The sequence below is a fragment of the Micromonospora sp. SD12 genome, from assembly GCF_052068495.1.
Classification (GTDB): domain Bacteria; phylum Actinomycetota; class Actinomycetes; order Mycobacteriales; family Micromonosporaceae; genus Micromonospora; species Micromonospora echinofusca.
The window spans coordinates 105,309-123,948 of the sequence record NZ_JBQHDF010000007.1 but is presented as its reverse complement, the minus strand read 5'-3'; the positions used below and the strand labels follow the sequence as shown (position 1 = coordinate 123,948).

20 protein-coding genes are annotated in these 18,640 nt (G+C 74.7%); 11 read left to right on the top strand and 9 right to left on the bottom strand.

Annotated features, from left to right (window positions below):
* Positions 1–23: 23 nt before the first annotated feature.
* The 3 genes from ACTMS2_RS16215 to ACTMS2_RS16205 are packed head-to-tail and all read right to left on the bottom strand — an operon-like array spanning position 24 to position 2,053.
* Positions 24–596 (bottom strand): CGNR zinc finger domain-containing protein, encoded by a 573-nt coding sequence (locus tag ACTMS2_RS16215; protein WP_101415254.1) that lies wholly within the window; start codon positions 594–596, stop codon positions 24–26.
* Between the two features lie 19 nt (positions 597–615).
* Complete coding sequence (locus ACTMS2_RS16210; protein ID WP_441176101.1) at positions 616–1,782, bottom strand: glutathionylspermidine synthase family protein; 1,167 nt, start codon at positions 1,780–1,782, stop codon at positions 616–618.
* 1 nt (position 1,783) lies between these two features.
* Positions 1,784–2,053 carry a hypothetical protein gene (locus ACTMS2_RS16205; RefSeq protein ID WP_441176099.1) on the bottom strand — a complete coding sequence of 90 codons (270 nt, stop codon included), beginning with the start codon at positions 2,051–2,053 and terminating at the stop codon, positions 1,784–1,786.
* A 130-nt stretch (positions 2,054–2,183) separates the two neighbouring features.
* Between ACTMS2_RS16205 and ACTMS2_RS16200 the strand changes: the two genes are divergently transcribed.
* Entirely contained in the window at positions 2,184–3,104 is a 921-nt protein-coding gene (locus tag ACTMS2_RS16200; protein WP_088998222.1) for a proline dehydrogenase family protein, read from the top strand.
* Between the two features lies 1 nt (position 3,105).
* On the opposite strand, the gene ACTMS2_RS16195 is transcribed toward ACTMS2_RS16200, so the two are convergent.
* Positions 3,106–3,507, bottom strand: coding sequence for a VOC family protein (locus tag ACTMS2_RS16195; RefSeq protein WP_441176098.1), 402 nt, complete (start codon positions 3,505–3,507; stop codon positions 3,106–3,108).
* 77 nt (positions 3,508–3,584) lie between these two features.
* On the opposite strand from ACTMS2_RS16195, the gene ACTMS2_RS16190 reads away from it, so the two are divergent.
* The 7 genes from ACTMS2_RS16190 (at position 3,585) to ACTMS2_RS16160 (ending at position 9,935) form a co-directional block, all read left to right on the top strand.
* Positions 3,585–4,382, top strand: a complete 798-nt coding sequence (locus ACTMS2_RS16190; RefSeq protein WP_441176097.1) for an alpha/beta fold hydrolase — start codon at positions 3,585–3,587, stop codon at positions 4,380–4,382.
* Complete coding sequence (locus tag ACTMS2_RS16185; RefSeq protein ID WP_350822407.1) at positions 4,375–4,953, top strand: TetR/AcrR family transcriptional regulator; 579 nt, start codon at positions 4,375–4,377, stop codon at positions 4,951–4,953. The genes ACTMS2_RS16190 and ACTMS2_RS16185 overlap by 8 nt, the downstream gene beginning before the upstream one ends.
* Before the next feature lie 58 nt (positions 4,954–5,011).
* A complete protein-coding gene (locus ACTMS2_RS16180) occupies positions 5,012–6,601 on the top strand; it encodes a hypothetical protein (protein WP_441176096.1) in 1,590 nt (529 codons plus the stop codon).
* 524 nt (positions 6,602–7,125) lie between these two features.
* On the top strand, positions 7,126–7,335 hold the full coding sequence (locus ACTMS2_RS16175) for a helix-turn-helix domain-containing protein (RefSeq protein ID WP_007465625.1): 210 nt from the start codon (positions 7,126–7,128) through the stop codon (positions 7,333–7,335).
* A 216-nt stretch (positions 7,336–7,551) separates the two neighbouring features.
* Complete coding sequence (locus ACTMS2_RS16170) at positions 7,552–7,653, top strand: 30S ribosomal protein bS22 (RefSeq protein WP_007465623.1); 102 nt, start codon at positions 7,552–7,554, stop codon at positions 7,651–7,653.
* A 120-nt stretch (positions 7,654–7,773) separates the two neighbouring features.
* Positions 7,774–8,847, top strand: coding sequence for an NAD-dependent epimerase/dehydratase family protein (locus ACTMS2_RS16165; protein WP_441176095.1), 1,074 nt, complete (start codon positions 7,774–7,776; stop codon positions 8,845–8,847).
* Positions 8,848–9,125: 278 nt separating this feature from the next.
* On the top strand, positions 9,126–9,935 hold the full coding sequence (locus ACTMS2_RS16160) for a lysophospholipid acyltransferase family protein (RefSeq protein WP_441176265.1): 810 nt from the start codon (positions 9,126–9,128) through the stop codon (positions 9,933–9,935).
* A 142-nt stretch (positions 9,936–10,077) separates the two neighbouring features.
* Here the strand turns inward: ACTMS2_RS16160 and ACTMS2_RS16155 are convergent, their stop codons facing one another.
* The 3 genes from ACTMS2_RS16155 to ACTMS2_RS16145 all read right to left on the bottom strand — a co-directional run bounded on the left by ACTMS2_RS16155 (position 10,078) and on the right by ACTMS2_RS16145 (position 13,191).
* The gene (locus ACTMS2_RS16155; protein WP_363619838.1) at positions 10,078–10,953 is read right to left on the bottom strand and encodes an HAD family hydrolase; all 876 of its coding nucleotides are present in this window, start codon (positions 10,951–10,953) and stop codon (positions 10,078–10,080) included.
* 121 nt (positions 10,954–11,074) lie between these two features.
* On the bottom strand, positions 11,075–11,944 hold the full coding sequence (locus ACTMS2_RS16150) for a DUF5667 domain-containing protein (RefSeq protein WP_441176093.1): 870 nt from the start codon (positions 11,942–11,944) through the stop codon (positions 11,075–11,077).
* A 287-nt stretch (positions 11,945–12,231) separates the two neighbouring features.
* Entirely contained in the window at positions 12,232–13,191 is a 960-nt protein-coding gene (locus ACTMS2_RS16145; RefSeq protein ID WP_441176092.1) for an ECF subfamily RNA polymerase sigma factor, BldN family, read from the bottom strand.
* 554 nt (positions 13,192–13,745) lie between these two features.
* On the opposite strand from ACTMS2_RS16145, the gene ACTMS2_RS16140 reads away from it, so the two are divergent.
* Genes ACTMS2_RS16140 through ACTMS2_RS16130 form a run of 3 tightly spaced genes read left to right on the top strand, consistent with a single transcriptional unit; the run spans position 13,746 to position 16,397 of the window.
* Positions 13,746–15,467, top strand: a complete 1,722-nt coding sequence (locus ACTMS2_RS16140; protein ID WP_441176091.1) for an AMP-binding protein — start codon at positions 13,746–13,748, stop codon at positions 15,465–15,467.
* Complete coding sequence (locus ACTMS2_RS16135) at positions 15,460–15,711, top strand: glutaredoxin family protein (RefSeq protein WP_088998228.1); 252 nt, start codon at positions 15,460–15,462, stop codon at positions 15,709–15,711. Before ACTMS2_RS16140 ends, ACTMS2_RS16135 begins: the two co-directional genes overlap by 8 nt.
* Before the next feature lie 35 nt (positions 15,712–15,746).
* Positions 15,747–16,397 carry an HAD family hydrolase gene (locus ACTMS2_RS16130; RefSeq protein WP_441176090.1) on the top strand — a complete coding sequence of 217 codons (651 nt, stop codon included), beginning with the start codon at positions 15,747–15,749 and terminating at the stop codon, positions 16,395–16,397.
* Positions 16,398–16,509: 112 nt separating this feature from the next.
* Here ACTMS2_RS16130 and ACTMS2_RS16125 read toward each other — a convergent pair whose 3' ends face one another.
* Together ACTMS2_RS16125 and ACTMS2_RS16120 are read right to left on the bottom strand one after the other, a co-directional pair.
* Positions 16,510–17,163 (bottom strand): response regulator transcription factor, encoded by a 654-nt coding sequence (locus ACTMS2_RS16125; RefSeq protein WP_088998230.1) that lies wholly within the window; start codon positions 17,161–17,163, stop codon positions 16,510–16,512.
* A 22-nt stretch (positions 17,164–17,185) separates the two neighbouring features.
* Entirely contained in the window at positions 17,186–18,487 is a 1,302-nt protein-coding gene (locus ACTMS2_RS16120; RefSeq protein ID WP_441176089.1) for a sensor histidine kinase, read from the bottom strand.
* Positions 18,488–18,640: the final 153 nt, after the last annotated feature.

Below are 18,640 nucleotides of genomic sequence, written 5' to 3'. Positions count from 1 at the left end.
GGGGGCCGGCCGGGGACGGGGCGTCAGACGGCCGTGGTGAGCGATTCCTTGGTGCCCGCGCCGGCCTGCTCGCCGATCGCCGCGCGCTTGCGGGCGCGGTGGGCGGCGACGTGCGAGCGGGTGGCGCAGCGTTCCGAGCAGAACCGCCGGCAGCAGTTGGACGAGGTGTCCAGGTAGACGTTGCCGCAGCGCTCGTCGGCGCACACCCCGAACCGGGCGCTGCCGTACTCGCAGAGCCAGACCGACAGCCCCCAGGCCGCGCCGGCCAGGTATTCGGCGCTCACGGAGGCGCCCCGGCTGGTCACGTGCATGTGCCAGTCGCTGGAGTCGTGCCCGGAGATGCGGGGCTGCACCGGGAACGCCTCCAGCATGGCGTTGAGCTCGGTCACCGCCTGGGCGTCCCGCCCGGAGGTGCCGTACTCGAAGACGTCGCGCAACCGCTTCTGCGCCCGCCGGAATGTCGCCAGGTCCCGCTCCGCCACCTCGTCGCGCATCCACGCGTTGTCGTCGGGGAAGAGGGCCCGCAGGTCGTCGAGGTCGTCCAGGCGGGCGTTGACGAGGTCAACGCCGGTCCGGGCGTACGCGTCGAAGTTCACGCCCACAACGGTAGACGACTCAGGGGGCCCGTGGCGCGTCGATGTAGTGCGGCAGGAACCGCGCGTAGCCGTCGGTGATGAGGCTCGCGCTCTCCCGCACCCCCACCCCGGCCGACTCGCCGTCGACGATCCAGCTGCCCAGCACCATCCGGTTGCCGGCGAACTCCGGCAGCGCCCGGAACTCCTGGTAGCACCAGCCCTCGTCGCCGTATATCCCCGGATTGGTGATCTCGGTGCCGCCGGTGACGATCCGCACCGAGCCGCCCTCCCGGCCGAGCAGCGGCTTGGCCACGTACTCCGTCATGCCGCGCGGCGAGTCGAGGTACGCCGGCAGCAGCAGCTCGTGGCCGGGGTACAGCTCCCAGAGCACGGCGAGCAGCGCCTTGTTGGACAGCAGCAGCTTCCACGCCGGCTCGATCCAGGTCGTCGGGGTGCCCGGCTCCAGCGCCAGCGGCCCGTACGGCTCGGCGAGCATCCACTCCCACGGATAGAGCTTGAAGCAGGTGGTGACCGGCTGGTCGGCCGCGTCGACGAAGCGCCGGCCGTCCCAGCCGATGTGCTGGATCGGCTGGAGCGTGACCTCCAGCCCGGCCTGGCGGGCGGTCTCGGCGAGGTAGCCGGCCGTCATGTGGTCCTCGCCGGACTCCTCCTCGTTCGACCAGAGCACGTGCACCCGGCGGTCGTGCAGGCCCGCGCCGATCTTCGCCCAGGCGCCGACGAGGCGTTCGTGCAGGCTGTTCCACTGGTCCAGCTCCGGCCGGGTGTGCTCCAGCCAGTACCACTGGACGATGCTCGCCTCGACCAGCGCGGTGGGGGTGTCGGCGTTGTATTCCAGCATCTTCGGCGGCCAGCTGCCGTCGTAGGCCAGATCGAAGCGCCCGTAGAGGGTGGGGGGCGCCTCGCGCAGCGACCGGGCCACGGCCTCGGCCGCCCAGTCCGGGATGCCGAACTCGGCGTGCCGGCGGCGGGCGACGACGTGTTCGGCGGCGGCGACCGACATGTGGTGCAGCTCCTCGGTCGCCTCCTCCAGCCGCAGCACCTCGTCCAGCTCGAACGCGTACGCGGCGGTCTCGTCCCAGTACGACATGATGCCGCCGTCGGGCAGCTCGGTGTCGACGTACACCAGGCCCTGGGAACGGATCGTGGCGTCCCAGTCCGGGCGGGGGGTGACCGACTCCCGGCGCACGTCAGCCGCCGCAGGAGGCGAGGTGCGTGCCGAAGCCGCCCCGGTCGGGCACCGCCGCGGCGGTCGGCTCCGGCGCGGCGCGACCGGTGGTCACCACGGGCGCCCGCAGCGCCAGGGCCACCGTGTCGCCGCCGCCCACCGGGCCGAGGGCGCAGTCGTCATCGTCGTCGTCCGAGGTCATGTTGCAGCCGGAGAGGGTGAGCGCGAGGACGGTGAGCGCGCCGAGCTGCACGGAGGCCGACCGGAGCCGGCGGCGGGGGCGTTGTTCCACGTCATCGTTGTAACCGATGGGGGCCACCGCCGTCCCCCCGCGGCTGGTGCCTGTGATGCGGTTGGGACCTGACCTCCGGGGCTGCGCCGCTGCCCCGCGCGGGCCCACCGGCGGGCGTTAGGCTCGATCCATGCTCCGTACCGTCATCCTCGCCGCCTCCCGGTCACCCCAGGTCGAGCGGCTCGTCGCGACGGCCCCGTTCACCCGGGACCTCGTCCGCCGGTTCGTCGCCGGCGCCAAGACCGACGACGCGTTGCGCGCGACCCGCGAACTCGTCGACGACGGTCTCGCGGTCACCCTCGACAACCTCGGCGAGGACACCGTCACCCCCGAGCAGGCCACCGCCACCCGCGACGAGTACGTCGGGCTGCTCCGGCGGCTCGCCGGGGCGGGGCTCACCCCCGCCGCCGAGGTGAGCGTCAAGCTGTCGGCGCTGGGCCAGATGTTCGACGAGCAGCTCGCCTACGACAACGCGCGGGCGATCTGCGCCGCCGCCGAGGAGGCGGGCACCACGGTCACCCTGGACATGGAGGACCACACCACCACGGACTCGACCCTCGACATCCTCGCCAAGCTGCGCAAGGACCACCCGTCGACCGGCGCGGTGCTCCAGGCGTACCTGCGCCGCACCGAGTCGGACTGCCGCGAGCTGGCGACGGCCGGTTCCCGGGTGCGGCTGTGCAAGGGCGCCTACAAGGAGCCGGAGTCGGTGGCCTACCAGTCCGCGCGCGAGGTGGACAAGTCCTACGTACGCTGCATGAACATCCTGATGTCCGGCGACGGCTACCCGATGCTGGCCACCCACGACCCCCGCCTGATCGCCATCGGCGAGGACCGGGCCCGCTGGTTCGACCGCGGCCCGGAGCGGTTCGAGTTCCAGATGTTGTACGGCATCCGCCCGGAGGAGCAGGCCCGGCTGGCCGGCGAGGGCTACACGGTGCGGACCTACCTGCCCTACGGCGAGGACTGGTACGGCTACCTGATGCGCCGGCTCGCCGAGCGCCCGGCCAACCTCATGTTCTTCGGCCGGGCCGTGCTGTCGAAGAAGTGAGTCAGCCGTTCGACCAGCCCCGGGTGCTCAGCACCAGGCGGTAGCCGTCCGGATCGGCCACCGTCACCCCCCAGCGGTCCCAGTACGGGCCGGCGGAGACCTTCGTCCCGCCGGCCCGTACCAGTTGCCGGACGAGTTCGTCGTCGACCGGGCCGTCGAGGTAGAGCACCAGCAGGTCCTCAGAAGTGGGCGTCGGCGCGACGGTGAGCTGCTCGCCGCCCACGAGTTCCAGGTGCCAGTGCTCGCCCGGCCGGCCGACCATGAGCAGGTCGTGCTCGCCCGGCGACTCGGCGGCGGAGCGCCAGAGCACGTCGAGGCCGAGCCCGTCGACCCAGAAGCGTTCGGCGGCTGCCAGGTCGCGGCTCGGTCGGGCGATGCGCAGGTGCGTGGGGGCGAGCGACATGACCCGATCGTGTGACCTGAACCCGGCGTGAGGTCAAGCCCTTGACGGCGTTGGCTAAGAGCATTAGCTTTCAGGTTATGACAGTTAGCTACGTGGAGCGGGGCGGCGGACGGATCGCCTACGAGGCGCACGGGCGGGGGCCGCTCGTCGTCCTCTCGCACGGCATGGGGGAGAGCCGCGGCTCGTTCCGCCACCTGGTCCCGCTGCTCGTCGCGGCCGGGCACCGGGTGGCCTCGGTGGACGTACGGGGGCACGGCGCGTCCAGCGTCGGCTGGCCGACGTACGCCCCGGCGCAGGTCGGCGCCGACCTGCTCGCGGTGGTCCGCGACCTCGGTGGGGGGCCGGCCACCCTGGTCGGCAGCTCGTCCAGCGCGGCGGCCGTGGTCTTCGCCGCTGCCGAGGCCCCCGCCCTGGTCAACGGCATCGTCCAGGTCGCCCCGTTTGTCGAGGAGCCGAAGCTCAACCCGTTCATGCGGATGGGGCTGGCCGCCGTGCTGCGCAACCCACGGCTGTTCGGGCTGTTCCACCGCACGCTCTTCCCGTGCGACCGGCCGGCCGACGACGCGGCGTACCGCAGGGCCATGGTCGCCACGCTGCGCGAGCCCGGCCGGATGGCGGCGATGCGCGGCCTGATCGCGCCCGCCGAGCCGCACTGGACCGCCCGCGCCCCCGAGGTCCGGCAGCCGGTGCTGGTGCTGATGGGCACGAAGGACCCGGACTTCCGCGACCCGGGCGCGGCGGCGCGGGCGGCGCGCCGGCTCTTCGCCACCGCGGAGGCGCGGATGATCGACGACTCCGGCCACTACCCGCACGCTGACCAGCCGGCCCGCACGACCGACCAGCTCACCGAGTTCCTGGCGGTCACCGGTGCCTAGGGTCGGGCTCAACCAGCACGCCGTGGTGCGCGAGGCGGCCCGCCTCGCCGACGAGGTCGGCGCCGACCAGCTCACCCTCGCCGCGCTGGCCAACCGGCTCGGCGTCGCGCTGCCCAGCCTCTACAAGCACGTCCGGGGCGCCGACGCGCTCGCCCAGAAGCTCTCCGCGCTGGCCACGGCCGAGCTCGCCGACGAACTGACCGCCGCCGTCGCGGGCCGGGCCGGCGGGGACGCGCTGCGGGCCGTCGCCACGGCCTACCGGGCGTACGCCCACCGGCACCCCGGTCGCTACCCGGCCACCCAGCGGGTGCCGGACCCGACCGACCCGGAGCACGTCGCCGCCGGTGAGCGGGCCGTCGGGGCGATCCGGGCCACCCTGCGGGGCTACGGGCTCGACGGCGACGACGCCCTCGACGCGACCCGGATGCTGCGCAGCACCCTGCACGGGTTCGTCTCGCTGGAGGCGGCCGGCGGGTTCGGGCTGCCCCGCGCCGTCGACGCCTCCTTCGACAGCCTGGTCGCCGCGCTGGACGGCGCGTTGGGGTCCTGGCCCCGGCGGGAGGACCGGTGAGGGCTTGCCCGGTGGGCCCTGGTCGCCCGGCCGCCCGGATGGTCGTACCCTTCGGCGGGTGAGTGACGGGCAGCCCGGGACGGACGGCCGACCGGCGGCGGACGACGCGCCGACCACCGCGACCGGAGACGCCGAGTCCGCCGCCCACACCGAGCCCACTGCCGGCGCTGAGCCCGCCAACTGCGCCGAGCCCACTGACGGTGCCGAGCCGGCTGACGGTGCTGAGCCCACTGACGGCGCCGAGCCGGCTGACGGTGCTGAGCTCACCGTGCCGGCCGAGTCGACCGCGCCGGTCGCGACGGTCGCCGGCAACGTGCCGGCGGCTTCCGGCGCGCCGGAAGCCGCGGCGGCCCCCGTCGCGCCTCTCCCGTCGGCGGTGGGTGGCGGGCCGGCGGCGCGGCGGATCCGGCCGCTGGGGGTGGTACTGGCGGCGGTGGCCCTGCTGCTGGCCTGCGGCCTGCCCGCGGCGCTGGTGGCCGGCCTGGTACGTGCCGGTGACGCGCCGGCCCCGCAGGCGTCCACCGCCGCGTCCGACGACCCCGCCACCGCGGCCGTCCGCCGCCTCGGGGAGCGGATGACGGCGGAACTGGCCCGGCAGTCCGCCGCCCTGCTCGGCGGGGACCGCGCCGGTTTCCTGGCCGTCGCGGAGCCGGTCGCGCATCCGGACCTGCGCCGCCGGTACGCCGCGCTGCGCGCGCTGCGGGTGACCACCTGGGAGGCCGACGCCACCGGCCTGCCCACCCCCGTCGAGGGCCGCCCCGGCGAGTGGCGGCTGCTGGTCGAGTTCCGCTACTGCTTCGTCGCCCCGGGCTGCCGCACCAGCCGCGTGCTGACCGGCACCCGCTGGCGGGAGGGGGAACGACCCCGGCTGCTCGCCGTGGAGCCGTCCCGATCGGCCGAGACCGGCACCCGGCCCTGGGAGGTCAGCGAGCTGGCCGTGGCGGTGGGTGCGCGTACGCTCGTGGCCACCACGCCCGCCCTGCGCAAGGAACTGCCCGGCCTGCTCGCCCAGGCGGAGGCCGCCGCCAGGATCGCCGACACGTACGCCGTCGACGGCCGCAGGCCGGACCGGTACCGCATCTTCCACGCCGGCCGGGGCGAGTGGCAGCGCTGGTACGGCGGCGGCCGGCCGAAGTGGACCGGCGGGTACGCGGTCACGGTCGGCGGCGGCCACCACGAGGTGGTGCTCAACGCCGAGGGACTCGTCGCCGGCGGGGTGGACGACCTGCTGCGCCACGAGCTGACCCACGCCGCGTCCCTGCCCGAGCGCGGCTACCCCGGCAGGGACACCTGGTGGCTGGTGGAGGGGCTGGCCGAGTACGCGGGCGCCGACGGCGAGCCGATCGACCGGTACGCCGGGCTCGACGAGGTCGGGGGCCTGCTCGGCGGCGGCTGGGACGGCCGGCTCGACAGCCTCAGCCCGGCCGACGACGCCCCGGCCGACCGGGTCGGCGGCAGCTACGGCATCTCCTACCTGGCGGTCCGGCATCTGGTCGACCGGTTCGGCCCGGAGCGGCTGCGCGCCTTCTTCGCGGCGGTGGTGCACGAGCTCACGCCGGTGGCGGAGGCGGCCGAGCGGGTCCTCGGCGAACCCTGGCCCGCCCTGCACGCCGAGTGCGTCGCCTACGTGCGGGCCGTGGTCGGCTGACGGAACCCGGACGGGCGGCAGTGGCGGGAGAAGGCGGCCGGGCGCACGGCCCGGGGCGGGTCGGCTCCGTTCATGATCGACCGCTGTCGGGCGGCGCCGGACGACCTGACACACTGGTGCCCGCTCCCAGCGCGGAGCCCCGGTCCGCGTCCGGAAGCGGCCCGGGGCACCCGCCCGGTGGCTCCGGTGGCGCCGCCGGAGCCACCGGGCGCCTTCCGCGCGGCGGTGACCCCCGCTCCGAGGGTCGCGACCTTCGGCGTCCACGGCCCGCACGCGGCACTCCGACCGCCCCCGGAAGGGACGGCGGCTTCCCGGCGAGGACCGATCGGACGCCGGGCGCAACGGGTTCGCCGACGAACCGACCGGACGGGTGGTCGCCAGGCGAGGAACCATGATCAGTTGTACGAAGGGATCGCGCCGGTCACAGCCGTCCCGCTACCGTACTGGTAACACGCGCGTCGCCGGTCCGGGCGGGACGAACCCGTCCGGCCGCACGCGCCGGGCATGGGATGGGTCGGTGAGCCATGGCCGGGTCGCAGTCCGACGGACGGCTGTCGGAGGTCAAGTTCCTCACCGTCGCCGAGGTGGCGACGGTCATGCGGGTGTCGAAGATGACGGTCTACCGCCTGGTGCACAGCGGTGAACTCACCGCGGTCCGGGTCGGCCGGTCGTTCCGGGTACCCGAACACGCGGTGCACGAATACCTGCGGGGCGCCTTCCAGGAAACCGCCTGACCCCTGCGCGGGCCGCCCGTCGAGGGCGACGTGACGGGCATCGACGGGGGCGCGTTGGTCCTGCTGACGCTCTCCGGCTACCCTGGAGCCCGACCGTGACCGCAGGCGCGCCCTGCCGCAAACCCCGCTGGTCCGGTCCGTTGTCCGCAAGCGGTCGCCGACGTCACACCGTGGCGTCATCCGGTCGCCCCGCACGTTGCATCGAAAGGCTTTCGTATGGGCTCGGTGGTCAAGAAGCGCCGCAAGCGCATGGCTAAGAAGAAGCACCGCAAGCTGCTGCGCAAGACCCGCGTCCAGCGTCGCCGTCTCGGCAAGTGACCGGGGCCGGGTCCCGACCCGGCTCCCGTCGTCACTTGCCAACTGTCGACCCTCGGAGGCTCTGGTGATCACGCCGCGGATGTCCCGGCTCGATCCCGCCTGCCGGGGGAGGTGCACGACATGACCCCCGGTGGCACCCCAGGTGCCCCGGGGGTAGTCGTCGTCACCGGGGTCAGCCGCTACCTCGGCGCACACGTCGCCGCCCGGCTCGCCGCCGATCCCCGCATCGAACGGGTCATCGGCGTCGACCAGCCCGAGCCCGGCGCCGAGATCACCGACCTGCTCGACCGGGTCGAGCGCGTCCGCGTCGACGCCGGCTCGCTCGGCGGCCTCCTCGCCGACCTCGACGTCGACGCGGTGGTCCACCTCGCCCTGATCACCTCGCCGGATCCGCAGCACGGCGGGCGCGCGGCGATGAAGGACCAGAACGTCATCGGCACGATGCAGCTCCTGGCCGCCTGCCAGCGCGCCCCCCGGCTGCGCAAGCTCGTAGTGCGCTCCTCGACGGCGGCCTACGGGGCGTCGTTCCGCGACCCGGCCGTCTTCACCGAGGAGACCGAGCCGCGCGAGGTGCCGCGCGGGGGGTTCGGCCGCGACATCCTCGACATCGAGGGGTACGTCCGCGGCTTCCGCCGCCGGCGCCCCGACGTCACCGCGACCGTGCTGCGCTTCGCGCCGTTCATCGGTTCGACCGCCGACACCACCCTCACCCGCTACTTCTCCCGGCCGGTGGTGCCCACCGTGTTCGGGCGTGACCCCCGCCTGCAGTTCCTGCACTTCGACGACGCGCTGGAGGTGCTGCACCGGTCGATCGTCGAGGACCACCCGGGGACGTACAACGTGGCGGGCCCCGGCGTGCTCTCCCTGTCGCAGGCGATCCGCCGCGCGGGCCGGATCGCCGTGCCGGTGCTGGAGCCCGGCCTCTCCAGCGCCGCCGCGATCGCCCGCAACCTCGGCTTCGGCCGCTACGGCCTCGACCAGGTCGACCTCTTCGTGCACGGCCGGGTCGTCGACACCAGCCGGCTGGAGCAGGAGTACGGCTTCACGCCCCGCTCCACCGCCGCCGCCTTCGACGACTTCATCCGCGCCCACCACGGCGGGGTCGTGGTGCACCGGGACCAGTTGGCCGTCGCGGAGCAACTCGTGCTGGACGGGATCCGCCAGGTCCGCTCGGCCGTACGGGAGGGCTCGTGAACGCGCCGGACGAGCGGCGCGACGGCCGCTACGACGTACCGCTGAAGGTGGCCGCGCCGGGCGCGGAGCCCGCGCGGGCGAACGGACACCACCCCGCCACGCCCGACCCGGCCGCCACGGACGAGGCGGTCGCCGCGGCCCCCGGCGACGAGCCGGCCGCCACCGTGGCGGACGGGGCGGCCGATGCGGGTCGCAACGGGGCGGCGCCGGCACCGGCGGGCGGGCCGGCGGTAGCGGACCGGCCCGGCGACCACTGGGACCGCAAGGTCGCCAAGGGGCTGGCGTTCCTGCGTCGCCGGCTCTCCGGCGACTACGAGGTCGACGAGTTCGGCTTCGATCCCGACATCACGGAGGCGGTCTTCCACCCGCTGCTGCGGATGCTCTACCGGGACTGGTTCCGCACCGAGGTCACCGGCCTGGAGCACGTGCCCGCCGAGGGCGCCGGCCTGGTGGTCGGCAACCACTCCGGCACCGTGGCGCTGGACGCGCTGATCCTCTCGGCCGCGCTGCACGACCAGCACCCGGCCCGCCGCTACCTGCGGCTGCTCGGCGCCGACCTGGTCTTCCGGATGCCGGTGGTATCCGAGCTCGCCCGCAAGACCGGCGGGACGGTCGCCTGCAACCCGGACGCCGAGCGGCTGCTCGGCAACGGCGAACTGGTCGGCGTCTTCCCCGAGGGCTTCAAGGGCATCGGCAAGCTCTATTCCGACCGCTACAAGCTGCAACGCTTCGGTCGGGGCGGGTTCGTCTCGGCGGCGCTGCGCACCGGCACCCCGATCGTGCCGGTCGCCATCGTCGGCGGCGAGGAGATCTATCCGATGCTCGCCGACATCAAGCCCCTGGCGCGGCTGCTCAAGCTGCCCTACTTCCCGGTCACGCCGACGTTCCCCCTGCTGGGGCCCCTCGGCGTGGTGCCGCTGCCGAGCAAGTGGCTGATCGAGTTCTGCCCGCCGATCCCCACCGCCCACCTGACGGACTCCGCCGACGACCCGCTGGTCGTGTTCAACCTCGCCGACCAGGTGCGCGAGACCATCCAGCAGACCCTGCACCAGCTCCTGGAACGGCGCCCGGACCCGTTCGGCCCCTGAGGGGCGCCCGCCCGCTGGGCCGGACCTCGACGGCCGGCGGTGTAGTCCCCTCGCCTCGATACCACACAGGCATATTTATGCCGCACAGGTATCAGCGTTCCGGCGGCAGTGGTCCGGCAGCTTCGCGCGCCTGTCTACGCCGTCAGCCGTCGCGGCGGCGACGGTGCAGCGCCAGCCCGGCGGTGACCGCCCCGGCGACCAGGCCGGCCGCCGCGGTGGACGGTACGGCGATCTTGACGGCGCGGCGGCCGGTGCGGAAGTCGCGGACGTCCCAGCCGCGCTGCCGGGCCTCCCTGAACAGGGCGGCGTCCGGGTTGACCGCCACGCCCCGGCCCACCATCGAGAGCATCGGCAGGTCGTTGCACGAGTCGCTGTAGGCGGTGCAGCGGCCCAGGTCGAGCCCCTCGACAGCGGCGAGCTGGGAGACCGCCTCCGCCTTGGCCGGGCCGTGCATCAGGTCGCCGACCAGCCGACCGGTGTACGCGCCGTCGACGATCTCGGCGACGGTGCCGACCGCGCCGGTCAGGCCCAGCCGCGCGGCGATCACCCGGCCGATCTCGACCGGCGCCGCGCTGACCAGCCAGACCCGCTCGCCGGCGTCGAGGTGGCGTTGGGCGAGCTGGCGGGTGCCCGCCCAGATCCGGGGCGCCATCAACTCGTCGAAGATCTCCTCCGCGAGGCGTTCCACGTCGTCCACCCGCCAGCCCTCGACGAAGGCGAGGGCGGCCTCCTTGGCCTGCGACATGTCACCGGCGTGCTCGGTGGCGAGCAGGCGGAACCGGAGCTGCTGCCAGGCGAACCGGGCGAGGTCGGTGGTGGTGAAGTAGTTGCGCGCGGCGAGCCCCCGGGCGAACCAGTAGATCGACGCGCCCCGCATCATCGTGTTGTCGACGTCGAAGAAGGCCGCCGCGCTCGGATCCGGTTCCGGGGGAGCCAGGGGCGCCAGGTCGGTCTCCGCCCAGCCGGCGGTGTGACCATGGGCGTCGGTGCTGACCGTCACCTTGCGGCTGCGGGCCACGCGACCTCCCTCCGCTCGACGTGTGCCTCCCGCGAGGGTAGCCGGGCCCGGGTGACGGACGTCCGCCCCACGGGTGAACTGTGGCGCGGACGTCTCGGCCGGTCCGGGGCGGCGGGACGGGTCAGCGGTCGCCGGGGCAGCTCGCCGGTGCCGGGCCGAGGGCGTCGCTGCCGGCCGGCGCGGGCAGGCCGCAGGCGATCGCCGCGCGCAGCGCGTCGGAGCGCTTGCGGGCCGCGTCGAGCAGGGCGAGGGAGCGGCGGGTCCGGTCGCGGTCGGCCCGGCCGGCGTCGTCGAGGAGCCCGCCGACCGCCCGGCGCTGGCCGGTGAGGAAGGAGTTGATCGCGTCCAGGGCCGCCGGGTCCGAGCGCTGCGCCGCGGCGGTGGTCAGCAGGCGTACGCCCTGGCGGGTGTCGGCGTCCATGTCGTCCAGCACGGCGCTGAAGCCGTCCTCGTCCCCGCGTAGTGCGGCCGCCTCGGCGAGCCGGGTGCGGGCGAAGTCCAGGAACAGCTGGCCCCGGCTGACGTCCGAGCTGGCCAGCGCGAGCTGGGCGCGTTCGGTGGAGCGCTTCATGCCGTACAGCGCGTCGCCGGGGACGGCGTTCTCGCTGGCGGCGGAGATGCCCGAGAGGGCGACGGCGCCGGCGGCGACGCCGACGAGGATGGCGCCGCGGGCGCGGGCCCGGCGAGCGGTCACCGCCGGTAGCAGCCGGTTGCGGCCGGCGTCGGCGGAGCGCCGGGACGACGGCTCGGCCGGGGCGCCGATGCCCTCGCGCTCGGCCGTGGCCAGCAGCATGGCCCGCAGTCCCGTACGGAACTCCGGGTCCACCTGCACGGCGGGCGGGGCCACGGCCAACCGGCGACCCACCGCGACGAGCGCGGTCAACTGGTCGTCGGCCCGGGAACGGACGTGGTGTCGCCGGCCCCCGTTGGCCTCGTCGAGAAGCTGCGCGAAGCGCTCCGCGCGCCGACGGGAGAAGAGGTTGCTGTCCACCGCGGGCACCTCCTCTCGCTGGTCGCGGCCGGTCGGCCGCTGTCGTCGACAGCGACCGGTGACGGCGGGACACCACTGACGAGGCTCGTGGCCGGCCGCACTGCCGGACCTCGGGGGCCCGGGGATGCCGGGGCCACCACCGGTCGCACCCGGAGAAACGGTCCGCACCGGACATGGGTTACGGGGCCGGCGGCGGCGAAATCACGGAAAGTGATCGGCGACACGGGGTCGCGACGGCGCTGACCTGCGCGTACATCCATCGATGCACGGCGGTCTCCTGCACGGGACTACGGTTGGAAGCCGTCCGGCAGCAGCCGGGCCAGCGCCCGCACCGCGCGGTACTGGAGAGCCTTGATCGCGCCCTCGTTCTTGCCCATCGCGCGGGCCGTCTCGGCCACGGAGAAGCCCTGGAGGAAGCGGAGCACGATGCACTCCTGCTGCTCAGGGTTGAGCTGCTTGACGGCGCTGAGCAGGGCCACGTTGGTGATGTGCTCGACGACCGCCGCCTCCGGGCTGCCCTCGGGGCCGCGGTCCTCGCGGTCGGCGTCCAACACGTCCCCGGTGGTGACCTCCAGCCGGTAGCGGCCCGACTTGAAGTGGTCCGCCACCAGGTTGCGGGCGATCGTGACCAGCCAGGCGCCCAGGTCGCGTCCCTGCCAGGTGAAGCTGCCGATCCGCTTGAGGGCACGCAGGAAGGTGTCGGAGGTGAGGTCCTCGGCGAGCTGGCGGTTGCCCACCCGGAAGTAGACGAACCGGAAGACCGTGTCGACGTACCTGTCGTAGATCAGCCCGAACGCCTCGGACTCGCCTGCCTGGGCCCGCTCGACCAGCCCCCACACCTCGGTGGCGGGGTCGGACGGGTCGGGACGGCTGGGGAAGCCCGTCGAGGCGTTGACCGGCGCGGGGGCGGCCGGCACCGCCGGGAGCACCGCCGTCTCCGGGCCCGACTCGTCGGGCGCCTTGGCCGGCTCGGTGGTGCGGCGGCCCTGCGCCGGCATGGTGGGCCGGGCGGGGACCACGACCCGGCCGCCGGCCGGCTTCGCGTTGCCGCCCGGTGTCGCGGAGCGTGGCGGTGGCTCGTTCTGGTGCGGCCGGTTGCGGGTCCGGCTCGACGTGCCGTCCCCCCGTGCGACGAGGTTGCCCGTGTCGTCCAGCGGGCCCCGCGCGGCGGGCCGCTCGTTGACCGCGCCGCGGATCGCCGGGTTGGTCAGGCCGGCCGGCCGTTCCGCGTATCCGAAGGTGGTCACCGCGCCGCCTCCGTCCCGCCGACCGGCCTTGCCGGCCGGCGCGTGGCCGTCGTGGCCCGGCCGGCAGGGCCGGGCAGGGCTGGCTCGGGGTGTGCCGACGGGCGGCAGATCCCCTTGAGGTGCTGGTCCAATGCGCTCACAGGCACGGGGGCCTCCTCGGGCTGAGGGGTGTCGACTCACGGCAAATGGGGTGAGCCGACCCGAGTGATGATAGGGCCAACGTCACCCACGCGTGGCAAGTCCGTTACACAGGGCGGAAGTATTTCCCGCCGCGTCGCACAGCTGGCGGACCGGTTGTCCGTCGTGTGCGGTTGACTTTCGGATTGCGGCGTGATTGCGAAGGAAATTCCAGGTCAGTGCCCCATTCCGCCGCGTCGGGCGGGGCGCCGGCGCGACTGTCGCCCCAGGACCGTCGGACGCGCCCGGCGGGCCCGGGCGCGTCCCGTGCGCGGGACCGGTGCCGTCCCGTCCGCGCGCCTCGCCCGTCCCGTGGGCGGGACTTGCCCGGGTGGGCGGTCCCGCCCGCCGCGACGCTGCACCGGCTCTCGCCGGGCATGGCCCACAGGCCCCGCGCTGTGCCAGACTCAGCCACCGTGCAGGACGCAACCGACAGCTCCGCCTCGACCCTCGTCGAGCGGCTCCACCGGGCGGCCACCGCCGACGGCGACCGACCCGCGCTGCACTGGCGCGACCGGACCGTCACCTGGTCCGAGTTGGACGCCTCGGTGACGGCAACCGCCCACGCCCTGGTGACCCTGACCGGGGCGCCGCCGGCCGCGCCGGGCCCCGCCGCCGACCGGCACCCGCCCCGGGTCGCCGTGGCGTTCGGCAACTCGCCCGACTTCGTGGTGACCTTCCTGGCCGCGCTGCGCGCCGGGCTGGTCGCGGTGCCGGTCAACCCCGGCCTCACCGCTCCCGAGCTGCGGCACGTGCTGGCCGACTCCGGCGCCTCGGTGCTGATCGGCACCGAGCGGGTGCGCGACCTGGTCGCCGGCGTCGCCGGGGACCTGCCCGCGCTCGTCGCCGTGCACACCGCGCCGCCGGTGGCGCCGGCCGGCCCGCCGTTCCCCGACCGGGGCGGCGACGACCTGGCGCTGCTGCTCTACACGTCCGGCACCGAGGGGCGGCCGAAGGGCGCGATGCTCACGCACCGGGCGCTGGCGGCCAACCACGAGCAGGTCGGGCGCATCGACCCGCCCGTCGTCGGTGCCGACGACACCGTGCTGCTGGCGCTGCCGCTGTTCCACGCGTACGGGCTGAACACGGGGCTCGGCGCCGTCGTCCACCATGGCGCGACCGGGGTGCTCGTCGACGACCCGGGCCCCGACGCGGGGCTGGCCGAGATCGCCCGGCACCGGGTCACCGTGCTGGTCGGCGTACCGTCGATGGTGGCCGCCTGGTCCACGGCGGACGCCGCCGCCCTGGCCGCGGCGACGGCGTCGGTCCGGGCCGTGGTCTGCGGCGCGGCGCCGCTGGAGCCGGCCGTCGCGGCCCGCTTCGCCGAGGTCGCCGGTCGCCCGGTGCACGTCGGGTACGGCCTCACCGAGACCGCGCCGGTGCTGACCTCCACCCTGGTCGGCGGGGAGCCGAAGCCGGGCTCGATCGGCCGGCCGCTGCCCGGCGTCGAGCTGCGTCTGGTCGGGTCCGACGGTTCCGACCTGTGGCGCGACGGCGTGGCCGAGCCGGAGGACGACGCCGACGAGCTGGACCTCTCCGACGTCATGCCCGGCACCGACCCGGGGCAGGTCGTGGTGCGCGGGGCCAACGTCTTCGCCGGCTACTGGCCGGACGGCCGGGGTGGCCCGGACGCCGACGGCTGGTGGCCCACCGGCGACGTGGCGTACGCCGACTCCGACGGCGACCTCTTCCTGGTGGACCGGATCGGCGAGCTGATCCTGGTCAACGGCTTCAACGTGTACCCGCACGAGGTCGAGCTGGTGCTCAGCGCGCACCCGGGGGTGGGCGAGTCGGCGGTACTGGGTGTGCCGCACCCGCGCACCGGCGAGACTGTCCGGGCGTACGTGGTGGCGGCGCCGGGGGCTGCGGTGACCGAGGCCGAACTGCTCGCCCACTGCGCCCGCAACCTGGCCCGGTTCAAGTGCCCGACCGCCGTCGAGTTCGTCGACGAGTTGCCGCACTCGGTGATCGGCAAGGTACGCAAGACCCTGCTCCGGCCGGCGCCGTCCCCGGCCCCGGTGCCGTCCCCGGCGGCGTCGCCGGAGACCCGTACGTCGGCCCCGGCCGGCACCAGCACGACGGAGGAGACCGATGCGTGAGCCCCGACTCGCCCTGATCACCCGCCCCGGATGCCACCTCTGCGACGAGGCGAAGGTGGCGCTGGACCGGGTGGTGGCGGTCACCGGGGACCGGTGGATCGAGAAGGACGTCACCGACGACATCGAGCTGGAACGTGAGTACGGCGACCGGCTGCCCGTGGTGCTGCTCGACGGCAAGGAGCACGGCTACTGGCGGGTGGAGGAGGAGCGGCTGCTGCGCGACCTGACCACCCCGCAGCTCTGACGAGCCATGTCCGGCCCGGGCGCTAGGGTGCTCGGATGACCCCTACGCGCAACCACCTGGTGTGGGACTGGAACGGCACCCTGCTCAACGACCTGAGCCTGGTGGTCGCCTCCACCAACGTCGCCTTCGCCAGCGTCGGCGGGCCCGCCGTGACCGCCGACGAGCACCGGGTGCGGTTCCGCCGGCCGATCGCCGACTACTACGCCGAGGTGCTCGGCCGGGCGGTCGACGACGACGCGTTCGGTCGGCTGGACCGGATCTTCCACGACGCGTACCGCACGGGGTTGACGACCTGCGAGCTGGCGCACGACGCAGGCGTCGCGATGGCGGCCTGGCCGGGCAGCCAGTCCCTGCTGTCCATGTGGTTCCACGAGGAGCTGGTGCCGACCGTGCACACGTACGGGCTCACCGGGCACTTCGTCCGGGTGGACGGGCTGCGGGCGAGCGTCGGCGGGGACCGCAAGGCCGAGTCCCTCCGGCGGCACCTGACGGAGCTCGGCGTGGACGGCCGGGACGTGGTGCTGATCGGGGACTCGGTCGACGACGCCGACGCCGCCGTGTCGGTGGGGGGCCGCGCCGTCCTCTACACCGGCGGGTTCACCGACGCGGCCCGGCTGCGCGCCTCCGGGCACCCGGTCGCCGACACCCTCAGCGAGGCCGTCGGCCTGGCGGCCACGCTGCCCTGACCGGCCCGGGCGGGTCCGCGCGCCGCCGACGGCGGGTGCGCCCGCTGCCCGGCCCACGGCGAGTGCCCCGGCCGCCCACCGCTCCGTCGACGGTGCCGCACCGGGTGCCGGGTCAGTTGCGCAGGTAGGCCAGCACGGCCAGGACCCGGCGGTGCTGCTCGGTGTCGGGCGGGAGCTGGAGCTTGGTGAAGATGTTCCGCACGTGCTTCTCGACGGCCCCGTCGGTGACCACCAGGGTCTTCGCGATCGCCGTGTTGGAGCGGCCCTCGGCCATCAGCGCGAGCACCTCGCGTTCGCGCGGGGTGAGTTCGCGCAGCGGGTCGTCGCGCCGGCGCCGGGCGAAGAGCTGCCCGACCACCTCGGGGTCGAGCACCGTCCCGCCGCCGGCCACCCGGTCCAGCGCGTCGAGGAACTCGTCGATCGCGGCCACCCGGTCCTTGAGCAGGTAGCCGATCCCGCCCCCGCCGCCGCCGGTGGTGGCGAGCAGGTCGTCGGCGTACGACACCTCGACGTACTGGGAGAGGACCAGGATCGGGGTGCGGGGCACCAGCCGGCGGGCCTCCACCGCCGCGCGCAGCCCCTCGTCGGTGTGCGACGGCGGCATCCGGACGTCGACGATCGACACGTCCGGCCGGTGGGCCACCACCGCCGCCACCAGCGCCTCGCCGTCGGCCACGGCGGCCACCACCTCGTGCCCACGCTCGGTGAGCAGCCGTACCAGCCCCTCCCGGAGCAGCACCGCGTCGTCCGCGATCACGATCCGCATGCGCCTGTCTACCACGTACGGCTCACAGCGGGAGCTCCGCGCGGATCTTGGTGGGGCCGCCGGTCGGGCTGACCACGGAGAGCCGGCCGCCGGCGGCGCGGACCCGGTCGGCGATGCCGACCAGCCCGTGCCCCTTGGCCAGGTGGGCGCCGCCCTGCCCGTCGTCGTCGACGTCGACCTCCAGCCGCCCCTCGTGCCGGGCCACGGTGACCTGGCACTCGGTCGCCCGGCTGTGCTTGGCGACGTTGGTCAGCGCCTCGGACACCACGAAGTAGGCGGTGCTCTCCACCGCCGGGTCGAGCCGGCCGGCCGGGCTGCCCAGCTCCGGGTCGAGCCGCAGCTCGATCGGGATCAGGCCGCGCCCGGCCAGGGCGGCCAGGGCGCTGGGCAGTCCCCGGTCGACCAGGATCGGTGGCGCGATGCCCCGGGACAGGGCGCGCAGCTCGGCGAGCGTCTCCCGGGTCTGGGTGACCGCCTCGTCCAGGGTGCGTCCGGCGGCCTCCGGGTCGACGGCGAGTTGCTGGCGGGCCCGGCTGAGGTCCATCGCCAGCCGGACCAGGCGCTGCTGCGGGCCGTCGTGGATGTCGCGCTCCAGCCGGCGCAGCGCGCTCGCCTCGGCGGAGACGGCGGCCCGTTTCTGCTCCTCCAGCACGGTGATCCGGTTGCGCATCTCGGCCACGCCGGTGAGCAGGGCGCGGCCGAAGCTGGCCTGGAGCAGCGCGCAGCCGCGCGCCACGATCGGCAGGGTGATCAGGAAGAACAGCCCGATCGCGGTGTGCAGGCCGATCCGCGCGATGGTCGAGTCGCCCAGGCCGAGGAGTTGGGGGAGGCCCACGTCCTCCGGGTCGCCGTGCGGCAGCGCCCAGTCGTACGCCCAGTAGAGGGTGCCGGCGACGGCGCCGGCCCACCAGACCAGCGTGACCACGAAGGTGACGATGGCCACGATCAGCTTGAGGATGCCGTGCGCCAGGTCGAGCCAGGACTGCGCGTCCCCCATCGGCACGAAGATGCGCCGCCAGGCGCTCGCCCCGGGCTCGGCGAGCCGGTACTGGGGGCGGATGCGGGACTGGTGCAGCACGGCGGGGAGGCGCAGCCGCTCGATGTCGGCGAGGCCCCGGGCGGCGTAGAGGGTGCCGCTGAGGATCGGCAGGCCGATCACCGTCACCACCAGTCCGAGCCCGGCCGCCAGGCCGACCAGCAGGACGACGAAGCTGGCCAGGGCCAGCGGGAGGCCCAGCAGCACGTAGCCGGAGTCCAGCAGGAGCTGGCGGGAGATGGTCGGCGCCGGCACGGGCTGGTCGGCGGTGACGGGTACGGCGGTCATGCCACGAGGCTAGGCAGCGCGGGGTGGCCGACCCATCCCGTCGGCCCGCCTCTGCGGCGTAGGGCTGGCCCTACCGTGACCGGATCGTGGGCGAGCCGTGGGTCGCGCGATTGGTCAGAGAAGTCTTAATTGAGCAATAATCGGCGCGGCCAG

What these genes read in the sequence shown, in the direction of transcription:
- ACTMS2_RS16200 (WP_088998222.1), top strand. Translation starts at nt 2,184, where the DNA reads ATGCTCCGTACCGTCATCCTCGCCGCCTCCCGGTCACCCCAGGTCGAG.
- ACTMS2_RS16195 (WP_441176098.1), bottom strand. Translation starts at nt 3,507, where the DNA reads ATGTCGCTCGCCCCCACGCACCTGCGCATCGCCCGACCGAGCCGCGAC.
- ACTMS2_RS16190 (WP_441176097.1), top strand. Translation starts at nt 3,585, where the DNA reads ATGACAGTTAGCTACGTGGAGCGGGGCGGCGGACGGATCGCCTACGAG.
- ACTMS2_RS16175 (WP_007465625.1), top strand. Translation starts at nt 7,126, where the DNA reads ATGGCCGGGTCGCAGTCCGACGGACGGCTGTCGGAGGTCAAGTTCCTC.
- ACTMS2_RS16170 (WP_007465623.1), top strand. Translation starts at nt 7,552, where the DNA reads ATGGGCTCGGTGGTCAAGAAGCGCCGCAAGCGCATGGCTAAGAAGAAG.
- ACTMS2_RS16165 (WP_441176095.1), top strand. Translation starts at nt 7,774, where the DNA reads ATGACCCCCGGTGGCACCCCAGGTGCCCCGGGGGTAGTCGTCGTCACC.
- ACTMS2_RS16140 (WP_441176091.1), top strand. Translation starts at nt 13,746, where the DNA reads ATGGCCCACAGGCCCCGCGCTGTGCCAGACTCAGCCACCGTGCAGGAC.
- ACTMS2_RS16135 (WP_088998228.1), top strand. Translation starts at nt 15,460, where the DNA reads ATGCGTGAGCCCCGACTCGCCCTGATCACCCGCCCCGGATGCCACCTC.
- ACTMS2_RS16130 (WP_441176090.1), top strand. Translation starts at nt 15,747, where the DNA reads ATGACCCCTACGCGCAACCACCTGGTGTGGGACTGGAACGGCACCCTG.
- ACTMS2_RS16125 (WP_088998230.1), bottom strand. Translation starts at nt 17,163, where the DNA reads ATGCGGATCGTGATCGCGGACGACGCGGTGCTGCTCCGGGAGGGGCTG.
- ACTMS2_RS16120 (WP_441176089.1), bottom strand. Translation starts at nt 18,487, where the DNA reads ATGACCGCCGTACCCGTCACCGCCGACCAGCCCGTGCCGGCGCCGACC.